The organism is Desulfobulbus oligotrophicus (assembly GCF_016446285.1).
In the GTDB taxonomy this organism is placed as follows: domain Bacteria; phylum Desulfobacterota; class Desulfobulbia; order Desulfobulbales; family Desulfobulbaceae; genus Desulfobulbus; species Desulfobulbus oligotrophicus.
In genome coordinates, this window is record NZ_CP054140.1 from 25,768 (window position 1) to 42,743 (window position 16,976).

The following is a 16,976-nucleotide window of genomic DNA, read 5'->3' on the forward strand; positions in this document are numbered from 1 at the left end:
CCAAAAACTAGCGGGACCGTCGCTGATCGGCTGCAGATAGGTCTGCATATATTCAAAATAGTAGTTTACCATATTTCTTCCGTTATCGCAAAACCCGACTCATCGCCTGCTCAGAAAGAGGTGGTATTCTGCACTCAACCTCTTTAAAAATTATTCTTTTCTTCACATCCGCCATCCATTGACAGCTCAACAAAGAGTTACACAACAAGGCCGTTGATTTGATTCATAGCCTCTTGAACTCCTTTGCGAACAAAAAGACCCGCCGCCTCGGCAACAACAGGGCATTGCTGCTCAAAAAGAGCAAGCTCAACTTGATTAAGGGGTGACAAAACGAACTGTTCGACAGATTGTTGTTTCCCGCTGGAATCACATGCGGGCCGGCCGATGCCGATTCTGAGACGATTTATATTTTGGGTGCCGAGGTGTTGAATAACTGATCGAACACCGTTATGCCCTCCGGCACCACCTTTACTCACCACCTTGATTCGACCGGATTGCAGATCGATATCATCGTGGAGCACAAGTAAATGATCTGATGAGATCTTAAAATAATCAAGAAAACTACGCACACTTTCACCTGAACGGTTCATGTACGTTTGCGGCTTCAAAAGAAAGACCTGTGCTCCCCAAAGACGGCCTTGACAGTAACAGCCTTTCATCTTCAGTGTGTCAATTTTCCACCCGTAGCTGTCGGCAAGGTAGTCAACAAAAAAAAAGCCTACATTATGCCGGGTCAGATGATACTTACTCCCGGGATTGCCCAGACCTACAAGTAAAAATCGATTTTCTGACATGACACAGTGGAGATGAAACAAAAACGAGTCGGAAAAAAAATCCCGACTCGTTGAAAAATATATAAAAATCTAGCGGTACAACAGCATCATTCGCTCAGAGAACAGCAACACATGTCACATTTCCCTTTTCCATCATTTCGACGTTGGGAGGAATAGAAAAATCGCTGTACGCTAAACCCTGACCACCCTGCTCCAGATGGGTAATATCCACCTCAACAAGATCGGGTATGTCCAGAGGGCGCCCCTTCAACCGGACATTGGTTTTAAAGATATGCAACTCACCGCCCAAATCCACCCCTTTGGCAGTACCGACATATTTAACCGGCACGGTAAATGTAGCGGCCTCCTGTAGATCAATTTCAAAGAAATCAATATGAATCAAATCACCGGTGACAGAATCCTTTTGGATCTCCTGGACAAGTACATGTCTCTCTCCCGCGTCATCACCTTCTATCTGGAGCGTGATCACGGCATTGCGCCCCTGAATGGAGAGAAGATCTTTGTACAGTTGAGCTGTATTAAACTGAAGGGATACGGGTGTTTTCCCTCCACTGTACATGTTACCGGGCGTTATATCACGCATCCTCAATTGCCGCATCGGCCCTTTTCCAAAAACCGTGCGTACTGTGGAGTTCACCTGAACCTGCAACATACAAACCTCCCTCCCCTTTTCCGGGATCCATCCAAATCAAAATCATAAAGGTATAGAACTGTTACACAAACAAATAACTGACCGAGTCTTCGTTATGAATTCTCTTGATCGCCTCGCCCAGCAACGGCCCAACTGATAAGACAGTAATCTTATCACACTGTTTCGCATCTTCTCGAAGAGGGATAGAGTTTGTCACCAAAAGAGACTTAAGACATGATTTTTCGATACGATCGACAGCGGGACCAGACAACACGCCATGGGAACAGCAGGCATGCACCTCTTTGGCACCGACCTTTTTCAAAATCTCCGCACCACCGCAGAGGGTCCCGGCGGTATCTACCATATCATCGAGCAAAATGGCCGTTTTACCGGCAACATCACCGATAACATGCAGGGCCTTGCATTCATTGGCACGTTCCCGGCGCTTATCAATAATCGCCAGTCCTGCATTAAGACGTTTAGCAAAAGCCCTGGTCCGCTCCACACCTCCGGCATCAGGAGAGACCATGACAACGTCGGTAAAACTGTCCCTGATGTACTTTAAAATAATGGGAGCTGCATACAGATGATCAACTGGAATATTAAAAAACCCCTGAATCTGTCCGGCATGAAGGTCCATGCATAACACTCGACGAGTCCCTACGACCATCAGCATTTCAGCAACGGCTTTCGCTGTAATCGGCACTCGTGGTCGAACCTTACGATCCTGCCGGGCATAACCGTAATAGGGCATCACCGCAGTAATTCGACGAGCTGAGGCCCGCCGTAACGCGTCAATCATGATCAACAGTTCCATCAGATGATCGTTGACAGGCGTACAGGTGGGCTGCACAACAAAAACATCGGCACCACGGACATTCTCACCGATCTCGACGGAGATCTCTCCATCAGAAAACTGTTTCACTTCGGCTGCCCCCAGGGGGACACCTAAATGATCACAGATTTCCTGAGCAATAACCGGATTGGCATTGCCGGTGAACACCTTCATCTTTTTGGGCATGGAGGCACTGCTTCCTACTTTCTATAACTTTCTATAAATATGGCTGGGGTGGGAGGATTCGAACCCCCGAATGCAAGGATCAAAACCTTGTGTCTTACCGCTTGACGACACCCCAGCTCTTCATCGGACTAAGTCTGGAACTCATTGCTCTTGAACAGGAGTCACAACATATGTATGCGGAAACCTCGACTTGAACATGGTGCAGCACTCATCAGCCTGTGCCGAATCAACAAACAAGCCAAAAACCGTTGGCCCGGATCCGGACATCAATGCCACAAAAGCACCGCCTGCAAGCAAGCCGTCTTTAATGAGGCCAACTTCTGGAACCTTTGCGATCGTGACCACCTCAAGGTCGTTTTCCATCACAGCCGGCAACGCAGGGTTTTCTCTTGCGTTACACCAGCCCACCGCCTTGTAAGTCTCGTTTTGCAAACGAGATACCTTATCGGCTCGCCGATGTTTTGTCAACGCAAAAGTCTCGTAAACCCAACGCGTCGAAACCGAAACTCCAGGGTTAACCAAAAGCACACTAACGTTCTGCAAGGAGGGTGCAGGATGCAGGATCTCTCCTATTCCAGCAGCGCGGGCAGCACCGGCACCGATTAAAAAAAAAGGGACATCCGCCCCTAACTGCAAACCTAACCTCACCAGCTCCTCATCAGAACAGGGACAGTCACACAGTATATTGAGTCCGCGAAGCACAGCTGCAGCATTGCTGCTCCCTCCTCCTAAACCTGCGGCAACCGGGATCCGTTTAATCAACTTTATGCTCACCCCGCTGCTGTTTTTCCTTCTACGGTCGGCAGTTGCATCAAAAAACAACTCAGCCGCTCTGACAACTATATTCTCCCTGCCTGCAGGTACCGGTTCACCGGAACATTCCAAACTGATGCCGGCAGGACACAATTCAAGATCCACCTCATCGTACAAACTGACCTTTTGCATCAGGGAATCAAGCAGATGATATCCATCTGATCGACGCCCCGTTATATGCAGATTCAGGTTAATTTTTGCCGGTGCCTGGAGCTTCAAACGCATCTGTTCTATTACCGCAATGATGGCATTGCGATGGTTACTACACGAGTTTAACAAATCGCATCTTAAGTTCGTAGAGGATACGGGTTAACAGTTCGTTCTCATCCGGCTCCAGATTCCCCCTGGTTTTATCAGCTATCAAGGCCAAAGTGTCTATAGAATGCTTGGCCAGTTCTCGATCGACCACCCGTTCCCGTGTTTCAGGATGCTCCAGCTCACCCATGTGGAACAGAGCAGAGGTGTTCAACGAAAGAATGAATGAGGCAAAGGTGACCTTCGGCATAACACAACGACCGGAGGCATCTTTCACTCGACCATCTGGGCATTCTTCGCAATTCAACTGATTTTCGATCATGGCGGCACACTTAGCAATTCATAGATAACGACTTTTAGTACAGACAGCTTCCTGACAATGTCAAAATAACCCACACTCCACAAAAAAAGTATATTGCCTGAAAATATACCGACATTACCGGATGACGACAATGTTAAAGTAGCATCCGTCGTCAGGCATACCTTGCAACTGTTGAGTCACTGTCAGTGACACCAGCAGCTTCTCCTTGAAGAGAATCCACCAAAACGCTATATACTTAGTTTTTTAATCATCATAACTATTCAGCACAAAATCAACAAACACTCAAAGGGAAACTGTATGGAAGAGGTACGTGTTCGCTTTCCGCCCAGCCCGACAGGCTATCTCCATATTGGTGGCGCAAGAACAGCGCTGTTTAACTGGCTGTTTGCCAAAAAACATCACGGCAAGCTCATCCTGCGCATTGAAGATACTGACGAAGAACGGTCCACTCAAGCCTCCATCGACGGTATCATCGAAGGTTTACAGTGGCTTGGTATTGACTGGGATGAAGGCCCGTACTTTCAGACTGACTACGCTTCCGACCACCTTGCCGCCGCCGATCGTTTGCTGGCATCCGGCCATGCTTACAAATGTTTTTGCACCAAAGAAGAACTGGAACAAAAACGAGAGGCAGCCGTAAAAGCGAAACAACGGGATGTCGGATACGATGGTACGTGCCGTCACCTCACTCCAGAACAGGTCCGGGAAAAGGAGAGCCGGGGTCTTGCACCGGTTATCCGCTTCAAGGTTCCCCAACGGCAGGGATCCATGTTCTACGACGATGAGGTCCTGGGTCGGATTGAGCGCAACTATGCTGACATCGAAGACTTTGTCATTGTTCGCTCCAACGGTAAGCCCCTTTACCTCCTGTGCAATGTTGTCGATGATATACGCGATCGGATCACGCATATCATTCGAGGCCAAGACCACATGACCAATACCACGCGCCAGGTGTTGCTTTACGAAGCCTTATCCGCACCCATGCCGATTTTCGCTCATATCCCTCTTACCCTTGATCTGCAAAAACGCAAGATCTCCAAACGCAGCCACGGTGAAGTGGTCGCCGTCCAGTTTTATCGTGACCACGGCTTCATCCCCTGGGCAGTCTGCAACTTTCTCTGTTTACTCGGCTGGAACCCGGGCACTGACCAGGAGTTCTTTTCCCGTGACGAATTGATCCAGGCTTTCGATCTCTCACGTGTAAGTCGAGCCAACTCAGTGTTCAACTTCAAACCTGGGGATCCAAAATTTTTCACAGATCCGAAACTGATCGCTGTCAATGAACATTATCTGCGCACCATGGATATACAGCTCCTGGGAGAAATGGTCCGGAAAGAACTTGAAGCAGAAGCCCTTTGGGATCCGGATTATGCGACAAATCGGTACGACTGGTATCTTACAACACTTGATATGATCCGGGACCGGTTTCACACCACAAAAGATTTTGTCACCCGTGGACGTGCTTATTTCTCTGATGCGTACGAGATTGACCCTAAACCCCTTGCCAAAAATGTACTCAAATTCCCGGAGCTGGGTACCTGGTTACCTACACTGGCAAAACGTTTTGCACAGCTGACCGAATTCAGCACCGAAGCGACCGAACAGGCAACTCGTCAACTGGCCGATGAACTTGCCATCAAACCAGGGGTCCTGATCAATGCCATGCGCACCGTTCTCACCGGGCAACTGGCCGGTCCTTCCATGTTTGACATCATCACCACTCTGGGCAGGACAAAGGTAGTAGCGCGACTCAGCAGCATCGATCATCTTTTCGCTTCCCGTCAATGATTAGCCACAACAGCATCCCATGATCACTGAAAAAAACACCAACAGCAAGCCGCTTGATTTTATCCGTCAAATCATTGCCAATGACCTTGCCACCGGCAAACATAAGACGGTTGTTACCAGGTTTCCTCCGGAACCCAACGGGTTTCTTCATATTGGTCACGCCAAATCAATCTGCCTGAATTTCGGGATTGCCGCGGAAAACAATGCCACCTGTCATCTGCGTTTCGACGATACCAATCCGGACAAAGAGTCAACGGAATATGTCGAATCAATCAAGCAGGATGTCCGCTGGCTCGGATTTGACTGGGGGCCACATCTCTACTATGCATCGGATTATTTCGACCAGCTGCATGATTTTGCTGTCCGGTTGATTACAATGGGCAAGGCATATGTCTGTCATTTAAGCGGCGATGAGATCCGTGAATATCGCGGAACCCTGACCGAACCCGGCAAGGAGAGTCCGTACCGTGACCGGTCGGTGGAAGAAAACCTCGATCTTTTCGCCCGGATGCGTGCCGGTGAATTTGACGAAGGCGCCTGTGTGCTTCGAGCCAGGATCGACATGGCCTCACCGAACATTGTGCTGCGCGACCCGGTACTCTACCGCATTCTTAAATCCACCCATCACCGGACCGGTGACAGATGGTGCATCTATCCGATGTACGATTTCACTCACTGCCTCTCGGACATGCTGGAAAATATCACCCATAGCCTCTGCACCCTTGAATTTGAGAACAACAGAGCATTATACGACTGGGTTTTAGATACACTGAAGACCCCCAACCATCCACGTCAGATTGAATTCGCACGCCTTAACATTAATTACACAGTCACCAGCAAACGCAAACTGCTGCAACTTGTCAGCGAAGGTCATGTTGCCGGATGGAACGACCCTCGCATGCTGACCATCTCGGGACTGCGACGTCGAGGGTATACGCCGGCCTCAATCCGCAACTTCTGTGCAACCGTTGGTATTGGCCGAAGGGAATCCTGGATTGATATGGGGGTGCTGGAAAATGCTGTTCGTGACGATCTCAACAGTCATGCGCAACGGGTATTGGGGGTTCTTGATCCATTAAAAATCGTGCTGACCAATTATCCGGGAAATCAGACGGAAGAGCTAATTGCCCAGAATCACCCTCAAAACCCGGATATGGGGACACGAATACTGCCGTTTTCCCGGGAACTCTACATAGAACGTACCGACTTCATGCAAGACGCACCCAAAAAGTTCTTCCGGCTCAGTGTCGGCCGCGAGGTTCGGTTGCGTTACGCATACCTCATCACCTGTCAGGAAGCTGTCAAAGACGACCAGGGCCGGATAGTCGAATTACGCTGCACGTACGATCCCGCCACCAAAGGAGGCAATGCCCCCGATGGCCGCAAGGTCAAGGGGACCATTCACTGGGTCTCCGCTCCACACGCGCTGGAGGCCGAAATACGTCTTTACGACCGCCTGTTCACCGCTGAGTATCCGGATGCTGATAAAGAAAAGGATTTCAAAGACTTTCTCAATCCAGATTCATTGACCATTCTCACCTCGTGCATGCTGGAACCAGGGCTTGGCCAGGCAACCATCGACGATCGCTTCCAGTTTGAAAGGCAGGGTTACTTCTGTCTGGACAGTGAATCAAGATCATCATCAGGAAAACCCGTCTTTAACCGGATCGTCACCCTGCGTGACAGCTGGGCCAAAATCAGCGAATCTAAATAAGGGGAACATGCCGATCATCAGTCTGCACAATGTGCAATGGATCAAACCGGAACCATCACCGTTGTCAAGGTTGAGGGCGAACCTAGCCGGCGCACCCAGGGAATGGGACTTGTTCCCAACACAAAGATTACCGCCAAACAGCGCGCACCGTTGAACGACCCGGTCGCACTGCGAGTCATGACGGCACCTTGACCTTACACAACAATGAGGCCAACCACCTTGATGTCAAAGTGATACCATAGTTTCACATTGATCCATATCCTTCCCAATAAAGACTCTTCTGATCGGTACTATCCCGTGACATAAGCATTTCCACTGGTTGTTTTCTTCCGCCTGTCGGCAAAAAAACAATCACCCCCTGCTCTTTCCCGGTTAAAGTTGTTGACAATACCCAATGTTTGGCGTACCGAAAACTCTACAGTCAAGCTGGACGCTGTTTCTTTTCAACAATCAAGGAAAACCATGGCAATCATCAATCTGCGCAAAATGGCAATTAATCAAACCGGCACCATCACCGTTGTCAAGGTTGGGGGGGAACTTGGCCGACGCATCCGGGAAATGGGACTTATCCCAGGCACAAAAATTACGGTCAAACAGCGAGCACCGTTGAACGACCCGGTCGCCCTGAGAGTCATGGACGGTACCCTGACATTGCGAAACAATGAAGCCGACTACATTGATGTCGATGTGACACTATAAATCTTCATCGATCCATGTCACTTTTAACAGAACCCTGTCAGTTGACACCACCCTGTAGCACAGGCATTGCATTGTATCGTCTTCTTTTGACTACCTGTAAAATACAGCCGCGCCTAACTTTTTTCTGGCCAAAGTTGTTAGCGATCCCTAATGTCTGGTATACTGAAACTCTCTATTCAATCTGTACGCTGCGATTTTTTGACAAACAAGAAAAACCAGGCGCACTGTTGATATAACCACCTGTTACTCATCGCACGGTATGCAAACTATGAGCTGCAAACAAACAAACAGATTTTCCTGTGTATTGCTGAACGAACTGGGGAACCTCTGCCGGTGGAAAAAACGATGCGATCGGAATAAAGACACAACAAGTATGCCGCTTACGGAATCCTGCTGTCATCGCCGCATACGCGTCTGTTCAGTCAATGGTGATCGGAGAACCTGTGCCAGGATGGCAAACTTAGGTGTTTTCCCCGGGTCAGAGCTGGAACTACTCTGCAAAGGAGGCGGACAGCAATGCATGGTTAAAGTTAATGGCGGTACTATCAGTCTGGACGCTTTAGCAGCATCCTCAATCCTCGTGACCCCTGTGTGATTTACAATAGTACCAACCGGACAAAACAAGAGGACTCAACGAGTAAACATTCACAAAACATCAGGATTTCAACGACCTCTTCTCTTATTAAAGGTATGCCCCATGCAAAAACTACTTGTTGCCTCGGTTGTCATTGTTGCCGGTATTTTTCTGGCCCGCCGGATCTGGAGATTTGTCCGTCGTCCTGACACAGTCTCTTGCGGTTGCGGCTGTTCCGGATGTGCAGAAAGTATTTCCTGTCCAACACAGGAAAAGGTGACACCTCCTGTACAGAAGCCATAATCTGGCCGGCAGCATTCATTCAGAACGTTCCCCCTGTGCTGCGCCCACTCCCGTGCATGACGGTAAAACTGTACTGCCGACAAAAAAACCATTGTAACAGATGCGCGGATATATCCTTAACCAACCAAATTAACACATAATTTCCATGAACACCGCCTTCACTATCGCTTTGGCCGGCAACCCCAATGCCGGCAAAACCACCCTCTTCAATCACCTTACCGGCTCCCGACAGCACGTCAGCAACTATCCGGGCATTACTGTTGAGCAGAAGATGGGCTATCTTCTTCACAACGGGCAGGGCCTGCGTATCGTTGACTTACCAGGTACGTACTCACTCACCGCATACTCAATCGAAGAACTCGTTGCCCGTGATTTTCTGATCAACGACAAACCCGATGTGGTTATCGACCTGGTTGATGCCTCTAACCTGGAGAGAAACCTTTACCTGAGTACTCAGTTTCTCGAATTAGGGGTACCCATGGTCATCGCTCTTAACATGGTCGACGTGGCTGAAAAAAGAGGGATCAGCATCAATGCCCATGAACTGGAAGCCCGCCTTGGCGTGCCGGTCGTGCCCATCGTGGCCCGCAGCGGCAAGGGGGTTGATCAGTTGCTTGACACGGTGCTTGCCACGATTAAAGCCGGGGAAAAACCAACTCCTGTTCATCTGCGCTATGGATCAGATATTGATGAAGCGCTTAACCGAATGACTGATGACATTGAGAGCTGTACCACGCTCACAGCAATCTATCCTCCGCGCTGGCTTGGCGTCAAGCTACTGGAAAACGACGAACAGATTGTCCAAAAAATGGCGGCAACCTATCCCGAGGCGGCACAACGGCTTAAAAAAGAGTGCGAAGAGGTGGCCAAGCATCTCCAAGACACCCTTGGTGTTTACCCGGAAACGGTGATTGCCGACCATCGTTACGGTTACATCAAATCTATTATTCACCACGGTATCGTTACCCGGCAATTTATTGCTGACCGCCTTTACGCCTCGGACAAAATCGACAAGGTTGTCACCCATCGTATCGTCGGCCCGCTTATCATGGCCGCAGTCCTCTTTGGACTCTACACTTTTACCTTCAATTACAGTACGGCCTTTGTCGATCTGCTCGACGGCTTTTTCGGGCTTGTCAGTGGAGGTGTTGATGCACTCCTGCCCGACGGTCCACTTAAATCAATGATGATCTCCGGCGTCATTGATGGTGTTGGCAGTGTCTTCAGCTTTGTGCCGATTCTTATGTTTATGTTTTTTGGCATCGCTATCCTGGAAGACTCCGGCTACCTGGCAAGAGTTGCCTTTATGATGGACCGTATATTCCACTTCTTTGGACTGCACGGCTCCTCAGTCATGCCGTTCATCGTCTCCGGTGGTATAGCCGGCGGGTGTGCTGTTCCCGGTGTCATGGCTACCAGAACCCTGCGTTCACCCAAAGAACGGCTGGCAACCCTCCTGACTGTCTCCTTTATGAACTGCGGTGCCAAACTGCCGGTGCTGACCCTCCTGATCGGCACGTTTTTCGCTGATCATAAAGCGCTGTACATGTTTCTGGCCACCATTGCCACCTGGGTGGTCGCCCTTTGTGCTGCCAAATTTTTACGCATGACCATTCTGAAAGGTTCTTCAACACCCTTTGTCATGGAACTGCCTCCTTATCGTTTCCCGACCTTCAGGGGGGTGCTCATCCACACCTGGGAACGCACCTGGCAGTACATGAAAAAAGCCGGCACAGTTATCCTCGGTGTCTCTATTCTGCTTTGGGCCATGATGACCTATCCCGGGCTGCCCCAGGAACGAGAAGCACATTTTGCTCATCTGCGTACGCAGGCAGAGACAACCTTCAACACCGCAGATAAAGCAGCCCTGCAACAGGCACTGCAGAAAATAGACGCGGATGAGGCCAGTGAGGGGCTCCGAAACTCCATTGCCGGCCGGACAGGTCTTGCCCTTGAAAATATCAGTCGCTATGCGGGAATTGACTGGAGAACAAACATTGCTCTTCTCGGCGGGTTTGCCGCCAAGGAGGTCATCGTCTCCACAATGGGTACAGCTTACTCACTGGGTGAAGTGGATCCGGAGGAGGCAACCTCGCTCAGCAAACGACTTGCCAAAGATCCGAACTGGAATCCTGTAGTGGCTCTGACCGTGCTGGTCTTCATCATGTTTTATGCGCCCTGCTTTGTCACGGTGGTTTGTATCGCCAGGGAGGCGGGTTCATGGAAATGGGCCTTCTTTTCCATGGCCTTCAACACACTCCTTGCATTTATCATGGCGGTGACTGTCTATCACATCGGGTCGGCCCTCTATCTGAGCTGAAACAGAGGTGAAGAAGCTACGGTTTATAGCCTTTGAACCGCTCCAACACCGCGTCCATCTCTGCCCGGGAAAGCAAAGGCGGCTCACCGGCCACCTGCAGTGCCTGGAGGTACATGTGTGCCAGCGTTTCCACCTCAACAGCTAGGGCCAGTACCTTTTCCAGATCTACGGCAAAACAGACCATTCCATGGTGGGCAAGCAAAGCAGCGGATCGACCGTGCAGGGCACTGACTGCACCTGCTGAAAGCTCGTCAGAACCAAAGAGGGCGTAGGGTGCACACCGGATGGAGTCACCGCCCGCTACAGCTATCATATAATGAAAGGCCGGGATGGAGCGTTCCAGACAGGCAAGGGCAGTGCAGTACATGCTGTGCGCATGCAGGATAGCCCCGGCCTGTGGGAACGAACGATAAATATTGGCATGCATCCGCCATTCTGAAGAAGGTTTACGCATCCCATGCACCTTATCTTCCCCGTCTATCCAGACCACATCATCAGGGGTGCACTGCTCATAGGGCAGGGCAGACGGGGTGATCAGCAACCCGTGCCCATGACGCGCACTGATATTTCCTGAACTGCCCTGGTTCAGGCCGCGCTCGTTCATGGCAAGCGCTGTGGTCAGAATCTGTTTACGCAGATCAGGGGCAATCATTGCGCCTGCTCCGGATAGAGCGACAACAATCCGATACGGCCGGCAGCACACACCCCCCGTTCAGTAATCAGGCCCGTCACCAGTCGAGCGGGTGTAACGTCAAAGGCGGGGTTGAGCGCCGGGGTGGCCTCCGGAGCAATGGCCACAGCACACACCCTTCCCTCCTCATCTTTGCCCCGGATGCGGAGAACTTCGAGCTCATCGCGCTCTTCAATCGGGATTTCAGCCAACCCGTCATGCAGAGTCCAGTCCACCGTTGACCCCGGCAAGGCAACGTAAAAGGGGATGTTGTTATCAGATGCAGCCAATGCCTTCAGATAGGTACCGATCTTATTGCACACATCTCCAGCAGCAGTGGTCCGATCGGAACCGACAATGCAGCAGTCAACCAAACCATGCTGCATCAGATGTCCGCCGGTATTATCGGTTATCAGGTGGTGTGGAATGTCAGCAGCTACAAGCTCCCAGGCGGTAAGACCGGCACCTTGATTACGGGGCCGGGTCTCATCCACCCAGATATGCACCGGAATCCCTTCATCAGCCGCAGCATAAACCGGTGCCAGCGCTGTTCCCCAGTCGACCGTGGCCAGCCAGCCTGCATTGCAGTGGGTGAGGATATTCACCGGCCCGTTTTTCTGTTTGCTGTGCCAAATATCACGAATCAATGCCATACCGTGCCGCCCGATGGCCTCATTGGTTTGCACATCTTCCTCACAGATCCGCGCAGCCTCCTGGTAAGCTTCCAGCAAACGCGACTTTTCCGGCAACGGAAGCAGTACCCGGAGCATACGATCAACCGCCCAGCGCAAGTTGACCGCTGTCGGCCGACAACTCACCAAACGGACAGCCATTTTCTCAAGAGACTCTGATGAAACGCCTTCACGTAACCCCAGACATATCCCGTAGGCTGCGGTTGCGCCGATGAGAGGCGCGCCGCGTACGAGCATGCGGCTGATGGCATCCATGGCCTCGTCCAGGGTGTTTAAACGGACGGTGACAAAGCGAAAGGGTAATTGGGTCTGATCGATGATCTCAACCCCGACCCCGTCGTCGGCCAACCAGATCGAGCGGTACACCTTGCCATTGACCTTCACACCACACCTCTCTCATTTGTTCATCGTTATACGTAAAGGCATCATCCTTTCACAGGATAGGAACTTGTCGTTTTATCATTCTCAGCCGTCTACCAGGACCAGCGGAAGATATCCACTGTGTATACCAGGCGTTCTTTATGGAGTCACTGGCAAAAAATATTGAATTTCTCTCTGTTCGTTCCTGGATTTTTCAATATCGCTTTGCTATACCAGTATTAAGCACTGAAAAAACAGCCGCCTCTTCCTAACGATTGCACCGACGATGACACGTTTACATCCTGCCCTGAATGCACTTAAAATCTCCGGAAATCTTCCAAGCATGCCACAAATTCTGGTACAGTTGATTGACAGGTGTCATGAACCTGAAATCAATCTTTCCGAAATTGCGGGCATAATCGACAAAGACACGGCCATCAGCGCCAAACTCCTGCAACTGGCAAACTCCGCATTTATCGGAGCACGACGATCATTTCTCAACGTTGAGCAGGCTGTTGTTTATCTTGGTGCGGACACAATCAGAAATCTGGTTATCAGCCTCTCGGTGCAACAGGTTTTTCAACGGATAAAAAGTACTGATCAGGCGTCGATCAGCCGGTTCTGGTATCATAGCCTTGCCAACGCTCTTATTGCTCGAAACATTGCTTTAACAGCGGCATACAACAACCCGTCCGAAGCCTATCTGGCCGGATTACTGCACGATATCGGCAAGCTGCTGCTCCACGTAGCTTTTCCCGACACCTATGCCCCGTTTTTCCACAAAAGCTCTCACCTTCAGAATGATCACCTGATCGTTCTGGAAGAAAAAAAATTCAACATCAATCATTGCGCTGCCGGAGCCTGGCTCTGCGAAGAATGGCGTCTGCCGACGCTCCTCACAGATGCTGTCCGTTACCATCACCACACTCTTGAAGAAGTGGAACAGGCCCTGCCACTGACCAGAATTGCCTATCTCGCCAACCTGCTCAGCCACAATACCACAGACAATGGTGAACATTGCCTGGAGGCCGCCGACCGCCTCTTTGGTTTGTCTCCTGAACAGGTCTGCTCCCTGTACAACGGGGTTGAAGAGCAGATCAAACTGTTGGCCAATCAGCTTGGCATACGAATCTCGCAGCAGGATACAGCTTCTCATAAACAGGCTGCAAAACGTACAGGTTCACAGGAAGAAGTCCACCAGAATCCGGCCGATCAGAATCGCAGAATTCTCCTGATAAGTGATCTGCTCAACGCTCTTCTTACTGCAGAAAAGCCCGAACAGGTTCTCGCAGCAGTTGAACAGGGACTGAAAAGACTTTTAAACGTCAGTGCTTTTCTCATCATGGTTCTGGACAGGGAGTCCGGCGATCTTACCGGTGTAACCACTCCCAACAGTACACTGCCACGCGAGTTCAACAACCTCACCTTCTCGCCCCAACAGTACGCCAACAGTCTGCCGGGAAACGCCCTCGTTCATCAGCGTCTCATGCACTTTTTTACAACAGAGCAGGGAAAAGAGCCGATCCGTCCTCTTGATGCCCGATTGCTTCACATGTTGGGAACAAAAGGCATGCTCGGGGTGCCAATGGTGTACAAAAGTGAGATCCAGGGTCTTCTTCTGATCGGCTTCAATGACGCAGGTATTTGCGAGTCCGGCACGCACTGGGAGCCACTGCACTTACTGGCGAACCATGCGGCTCTCTGTTTTTACCTGAATCACCTGCAGGCGCTGCAGGCGGAACAACTGGCGGTTGAGCGAATACGAACAGCTGACATGACCGCTAAACGATTCATCAACGAGATAAACGATCCGTTGACGACCCTTCGTAACCACTTGCAGACTGCTGAAAAAAAATACGAGCATGGCCAAGCAATCAATCGTGACTTAGCCGTACTCAATGAAAAATGTGATCGCCTTGATCAAGTGCTTCTGGAACTGATGGCTCGTTCTGCCGAATAGTGCACAACTTGCCACTTATACAACGGACCGGCACCCCGGAACGGCCCATATCTCATAGATGCTCCAGAAAGAGAAAGAGGCCTGCAACCTGTATCCTGATAAATGTTGCTCAGGGCTCATCTACCATCCGTACAGGAGATCAAACAACTAACCCTTCCATCCACTGTCCGGGTCTACCGAAACCCGGTCATCAGGGCAGGCGGGCCACGATTACCTTGCCGGCGGCCAGAGCCAATGCCAAACTGCGCTCCCGCTTGGCTGCGTCGGCAGCAGCTCTATCCGTGAACGTTCCCACCACACGCGGTTCCGGCCTGATTCGTACAAGGTGATCGTGTTTACGAAGCCAAAGAGCTGTGCCGTCCCAAAAACTCTCCTCACCAAGATCAGAAAATGTGCGTAAAAACGAGGCTGCATATGTGCTGTTTTTTCGGGCTCGCAGCTGTCTCATCATGACATCGGCAGCAGATGCATAGATGCCTTCCTCACTGATCGTCGCGCTGGTACTGTGGGTCACGGTCACTCCAAACACGCCGCCATCCTCTTTATAAAAGTAACGGCAACTCATGCCTGCTGGTGAGACGGCCTTGCTGACCACACCTGGAGAAACAGTTGCCTGTAAAAGTTCAGACGCATCGGACTGGGAGAAAAGAAGACAGGCATCTGGGCGGTCATCTCCCCAAAGAAGTCCGGGAACCGATGACCAGATCAATAGAGGTGGCTCCACTTGTCTGAACAAGATCTTCTAATTTTTAAGTGAAATCTCTGTCCATAGTTAGGCTGCCTGTTGGACCGCCGGCAGCATCGCGGTATACGCCTCGTTAGGCGTTTTTCTCTTTATTTTGGAGTGTGGTCGACAGCGGTTGTACCAGTCGAAATAACGTATGATCGATCTGCGGGCCTCGACGACTGAGTCATAGGCATGGAGATACACTTCTTCGTACTTGACTGACTTCCACAATCGTTCCACAAACACGTTGTCCCGCCAGCCGCCCCGGCCATCCATGCTGAGCTTGCATCCGCGGTCTTTGACCGCCCGGACAAATTCCTCGGCAGTGAACTGGCTCCCCTGGTCGGTGTTAATGATCTCAGGCGTACCATGGCGGGTGAACGCCTCCTGCAGAACATCGACAGCATGGCAGGCCTCCAGGGTGATGGCGATCTTGGCCGCCAGCACTTTCCGGCTGGCCCAGTCAACCACGGCTGTGAGATAAACAAAGCCTTTGGCCATCGGGATATAGGTCGTATCCAGCGCCCAGACCTGATTGGCTCGGTCAATCCTCATCCCCCGCATGAGATAGGGATATACCTTGTGACCAAGGTGTTTCTTGCTGGTTCCCGGTTTCCGGTACAGCGCCTCGATGCCCATGCGTTTCATCAGCGTACCCACATGCCTGCGGCCAACTTTAATGCCCGCTCGATCAACCTGATCACGCAACATGCGGGCGCCCATGAACGGGCGCTCCAGATGCAACTCGTCCAGGCGGCGCATCAACTCCAAATCGGCCTTCGCAACGGGCCTGGGACGATAATAGAGGCTGCTGCGACTGATGCCAACCAACTTGGCCTGTCTTGTCACAGGGAGTTTGTGAGTGCGGTCAATTATCGCTTTGCGCTCAGCAGTCCCACCCTGGTGAGCGCGCTTTCTAAAAAATCGTTTTCCAGCGTTAATTGCCCGATCTTGGCGTGCAGTGCCTTCAGGTCAACTTCCGGCTTAGCCGGGGATTTATCGAAAATATTTGAGGCGCCCTCGCTTAATTGTCGTTTCCAGGTGGTGATCTGGTTGGGGTGGACCTCGAACTGCTGGGCTAATTCAGCCAATGTTTTGTCACCGGCTATCGCAGCCAAGGCCACTTTTGCTTTAAATGCTGCTGAATGTTTCCGCCTCGTTCTTTTTGCCATTTTCTGCTCCATGTTGTGCCCATCGTTGGGCGTTAGTGGTAGCAGATTTTCCACTTAAGAGCTTGTCCAAATTTCCGAGACCACTTCTCAATAAAGCCATCATCATAAGCCTAAGGTATCGCTGCATGCGCACACCTCACACCAAAAATTTTATGGTACGA

17 protein-coding genes and 1 tRNA gene are annotated in these 16,976 nt (G+C 50.9%); 8 read left to right on the top strand and 10 right to left on the bottom strand.

Features of this window, described 5'->3' with window-relative positions; translation table 11 throughout:
• Positions 1–197 precede the first annotated feature (197 nt).
• The 6 genes from pth to HP555_RS00145 form a co-directional block, all read right to left on the bottom strand.
• The gene (pth, locus tag HP555_RS00120) at positions 198–794 is read right to left on the bottom strand and encodes an aminoacyl-tRNA hydrolase (protein ID WP_199263208.1); all 597 of its coding nucleotides are present in this window, start codon (positions 792–794) and stop codon (positions 198–200) included.
• A 94-nt stretch (positions 795–888) separates the two neighbouring features.
• Positions 889–1,446, bottom strand: coding sequence for a 50S ribosomal protein L25 (locus HP555_RS00125; protein ID WP_199263209.1), 558 nt, complete (start codon positions 1,444–1,446; stop codon positions 889–891).
• Positions 1,447–1,507: 61 nt separating this feature from the next.
• Positions 1,508–2,446 (bottom strand): ribose-phosphate pyrophosphokinase, encoded by a 939-nt coding sequence (locus HP555_RS00130; RefSeq protein WP_199263210.1) that lies wholly within the window; start codon positions 2,444–2,446, stop codon positions 1,508–1,510.
• A gap of 40 nt (positions 2,447–2,486) precedes the next feature.
• Positions 2,487–2,561 (bottom strand) — tRNA-Gln (locus HP555_RS00135).
• 26 nt (positions 2,562–2,587) lie between these two features.
• Positions 2,588–3,484, bottom strand: a complete 897-nt coding sequence (ispE, locus tag HP555_RS00140; protein WP_199263211.1) for a 4-(cytidine 5'-diphospho)-2-C-methyl-D-erythritol kinase — start codon at positions 3,482–3,484, stop codon at positions 2,588–2,590.
• A gap of 37 nt (positions 3,485–3,521) precedes the next feature.
• Positions 3,522–3,836, bottom strand: a complete 315-nt coding sequence (locus HP555_RS00145) for a DUF1844 domain-containing protein (RefSeq protein WP_199263212.1) — start codon at positions 3,834–3,836, stop codon at positions 3,522–3,524.
• A 297-nt stretch (positions 3,837–4,133) separates the two neighbouring features.
• Here HP555_RS00145 and gltX point away from each other — a divergent pair, with 297 nt between their 5' ends.
• From gltX to feoB, 7 genes are all read left to right on the top strand, one after another.
• A complete protein-coding gene (gltX, locus tag HP555_RS00150) occupies positions 4,134–5,624 on the top strand; it encodes a glutamate--tRNA ligase (protein ID WP_199263213.1) in 1,491 nt (496 codons plus the stop codon).
• A 19-nt stretch (positions 5,625–5,643) separates the two neighbouring features.
• Complete coding sequence (locus tag HP555_RS00155; protein ID WP_199263214.1) at positions 5,644–7,338, top strand: glutamine--tRNA ligase/YqeY domain fusion protein; 1,695 nt, start codon at positions 5,644–5,646, stop codon at positions 7,336–7,338.
• A 36-nt stretch (positions 7,339–7,374) separates the two neighbouring features.
• Entirely contained in the window at positions 7,375–7,530 is a 156-nt protein-coding gene (locus HP555_RS00160) for a FeoA family protein (RefSeq protein WP_233249208.1), read from the top strand.
• 270 nt (positions 7,531–7,800) lie between these two features.
• Positions 7,801–8,037, top strand: coding sequence for a FeoA family protein (locus HP555_RS00165; protein WP_199263215.1), 237 nt, complete (start codon positions 7,801–7,803; stop codon positions 8,035–8,037).
• Between the two features lie 373 nt (positions 8,038–8,410).
• Complete coding sequence (locus HP555_RS14300) at positions 8,411–8,632, top strand: FeoA family protein (protein ID WP_199263216.1); 222 nt, start codon at positions 8,411–8,413, stop codon at positions 8,630–8,632.
• A gap of 102 nt (positions 8,633–8,734) precedes the next feature.
• Positions 8,735–8,914: a FeoB-associated Cys-rich membrane protein gene (locus tag HP555_RS14305; protein ID WP_199263217.1), complete on the top strand. Its 180-nt coding sequence runs from the start codon at positions 8,735–8,737 to the stop codon at positions 8,912–8,914.
• Between the two features lie 145 nt (positions 8,915–9,059).
• On the top strand, positions 9,060–11,234 hold the full coding sequence (gene feoB / locus HP555_RS00180; protein ID WP_199263218.1) for a ferrous iron transport protein B: 2,175 nt from the start codon (positions 9,060–9,062) through the stop codon (positions 11,232–11,234).
• A 16-nt stretch (positions 11,235–11,250) separates the two neighbouring features.
• Here the strand turns inward: feoB and HP555_RS00185 are convergent, their stop codons facing one another.
• Both HP555_RS00185 and mtnA read right to left on the bottom strand, forming a co-directional pair.
• On the bottom strand, positions 11,251–11,886 hold the full coding sequence (locus tag HP555_RS00185; protein WP_199263219.1) for a class II aldolase/adducin family protein: 636 nt from the start codon (positions 11,884–11,886) through the stop codon (positions 11,251–11,253).
• Positions 11,883–12,980: an S-methyl-5-thioribose-1-phosphate isomerase gene (mtnA, locus tag HP555_RS00190; RefSeq protein WP_199263220.1), complete on the bottom strand. Its 1,098-nt coding sequence runs from the start codon at positions 12,978–12,980 to the stop codon at positions 11,883–11,885. The genes HP555_RS00185 and mtnA overlap by 4 nt, the downstream gene beginning before the upstream one ends.
• A gap of 319 nt (positions 12,981–13,299) precedes the next feature.
• Here mtnA and HP555_RS00195 point away from each other — a divergent pair, with 319 nt between their 5' ends.
• Complete coding sequence (locus HP555_RS00195) at positions 13,300–14,916, top strand: HDOD domain-containing protein (protein ID WP_199263221.1); 1,617 nt, start codon at positions 13,300–13,302, stop codon at positions 14,914–14,916.
• 190 nt (positions 14,917–15,106) lie between these two features.
• Here HP555_RS00195 and HP555_RS00200 read toward each other — a convergent pair whose 3' ends face one another.
• Together HP555_RS00200 and HP555_RS00205 are read right to left on the bottom strand one after the other, a co-directional pair.
• Positions 15,107–15,625 carry a hypothetical protein gene (locus HP555_RS00200; protein WP_199263222.1) on the bottom strand — a complete coding sequence of 173 codons (519 nt, stop codon included), beginning with the start codon at positions 15,623–15,625 and terminating at the stop codon, positions 15,107–15,109.
• A gap of 63 nt (positions 15,626–15,688) precedes the next feature.
• Positions 15,689–16,815, bottom strand: a protein-coding gene (locus HP555_RS00205) for an IS3 family transposase (RefSeq protein ID WP_199263223.1) whose coding sequence is annotated in 2 segments (ribosomal slippage) — positions 15,689–16,560 and positions 16,560–16,815 — 1,128 coding nt in all. Because the reading frame shifts where the segments join, the coding sequence is not laid out codon by codon here.
• Positions 16,816–16,976: the final 161 nt, after the last annotated feature.

Excerpts from the sequence above, each read along its gene's own strand:
- HP555_RS00130 (WP_199263210.1), bottom strand. The coding sequence starts at position 2,446 with ATGCCCAAAAAGATGAAGGTGTTCACCGGCAATGCCAATCCGGTTATT.
- HP555_RS00155 (WP_199263214.1), top strand. The coding sequence starts at position 5,644 with ATGATCACTGAAAAAAACACCAACAGCAAGCCGCTTGATTTTATCCGT.
- HP555_RS00185 (WP_199263219.1), bottom strand. The coding sequence starts at position 11,886 with ATGATTGCCCCTGATCTGCGTAAACAGATTCTGACCACAGCGCTTGCC.
- HP555_RS00195 (WP_199263221.1), top strand. The coding sequence starts at position 13,300 with ATGCCACAAATTCTGGTACAGTTGATTGACAGGTGTCATGAACCTGAA.
- feoB (WP_199263218.1), top strand. The coding sequence starts at position 9,060 with ATGAACACCGCCTTCACTATCGCTTTGGCCGGCAACCCCAATGCCGGC.
- ispE (WP_199263211.1), bottom strand. The coding sequence starts at position 3,484 with ATGCGTTTGAAGCTCCAGGCACCGGCAAAAATTAACCTGAATCTGCAT.
- HP555_RS00160 (WP_233249208.1), top strand. The coding sequence starts at position 7,375 with ATGGATCAAACCGGAACCATCACCGTTGTCAAGGTTGAGGGCGAACCT.
- gltX (WP_199263213.1), top strand. The coding sequence starts at position 4,134 with ATGGAAGAGGTACGTGTTCGCTTTCCGCCCAGCCCGACAGGCTATCTC.
- HP555_RS00125 (WP_199263209.1), bottom strand. The coding sequence starts at position 1,446 with ATGTTGCAGGTTCAGGTGAACTCCACAGTACGCACGGTTTTTGGAAAA.
- HP555_RS14305 (WP_199263217.1), top strand. The coding sequence starts at position 8,735 with ATGCAAAAACTACTTGTTGCCTCGGTTGTCATTGTTGCCGGTATTTTT.
- HP555_RS00165 (WP_199263215.1), top strand. The coding sequence starts at position 7,801 with ATGGCAATCATCAATCTGCGCAAAATGGCAATTAATCAAACCGGCACC.
- pth (WP_199263208.1), bottom strand. The coding sequence starts at position 794 with ATGTCAGAAAATCGATTTTTACTTGTAGGTCTGGGCAATCCCGGGAGT.
- HP555_RS14300 (WP_199263216.1), top strand. The coding sequence starts at position 8,411 with ATGCCGCTTACGGAATCCTGCTGTCATCGCCGCATACGCGTCTGTTCA.
- HP555_RS00145 (WP_199263212.1), bottom strand. The coding sequence starts at position 3,836 with ATGATCGAAAATCAGTTGAATTGCGAAGAATGCCCAGATGGTCGAGTG.